This is a genomic window from Paeniglutamicibacter sulfureus (genome assembly GCF_030512175.1).
GTDB lineage: Bacteria > Actinomycetota > Actinomycetes > Actinomycetales > Micrococcaceae > Paeniglutamicibacter > Paeniglutamicibacter sulfureus.
The window spans coordinates 1-945 of the sequence record NZ_JAULBL010000012.1; the positions used below are offsets into that span (position 1 = coordinate 1).

At 59.4% G+C, this 945-nt stretch carries 1 protein-coding gene; it reads left to right on the forward strand.

Features of this window, described 5'->3' with window-relative positions:
• The first annotated feature begins 31 nt into the window (after nucleotides 1-31).
• A complete protein-coding gene (locus Q2T94_RS20480; protein WP_264271874.1) occupies nucleotides 32-583 on the forward strand; it encodes an SRPBCC domain-containing protein in 552 nt (183 codons plus the stop codon).
• The last annotated feature ends 362 nt before the right edge of the window (nucleotides 584-945 follow it).

Below are 945 nucleotides of genomic sequence, written 5' to 3' on the forward strand. Positions count from 1 at the left end.
ACCGCCTCGGACAACAACTGAAGGAGAAACCATGAGCAACGAAAGCTCGGAATCGGCAATTGCAGGAGAGCCAGAAATCCACGGAACCATGCAAATGATCGATGGACGCGTGGTTTTGCACTTCAACTTGAGTTTGCGCCATGCCGTTGAGCGCGTTTGGCGGGCCGTCAGTGTGCCATCTGAACTCGAAAGCTGGTTCCCGGGAGCCGTTGACTGGACTCCGGCAGTGGGGGAGACCTTCGATGCCGGTGGGGCGACTCTCGAGGTGACCAACGTTGATGCTCCGCATCATCTGGCGTGGTCCTACGCCGGCCAGCTGCAAAGCTTCGAACTCAGCGGGGAGGGCGACCGCTGCCGTCTAACGTTCACCCACGTCTTTGACGACCTCCCACTTGCAGCGCAGACGGCAGCCGGTTGGGAGACCTATCTTTCTCGACTTGACCCACATTTGCGTGGCGAGCACTTGACGGAAGCTACGGCCCACGAGCAATGGGCGGAGATTCATGAGCGCTATGCCGAAAGCTTCGGGGTCGACCCGGCACCCGGCCGGAAGTTCGCAGAAGGCATGCGTTCTTCCCAGTGATGCCCCTGGCAATCCGTTGAGCCGAACCTCGTACTGCAGGGGCTTTGATCTCGACCCGAAGACTGGGACCTGACGCGCAATTCGGTGCCCTGGTGCATCCGCGCCGAATAGGGGCGGCCGACTGCAGGGTATATAACCACGCCTAGATTCCTTGCATTGATGGTCCGGAATCGGAACAAGTAGCCAGTGCAAGTCATTTAGAGTCGACTGCTCCAGTGGATATCCGCACTCATGGCGACCGCAGGCAGCACGGCTCTCTAAAGATGTCGCGGGGGTCACAATGTCATTTTTGGGGCTTCCATGCCCGGAGCGGCCTCCAAGGGGCCGTTCTGGGCTGGTATTCCGGGGTTTTGAAGGAAGGC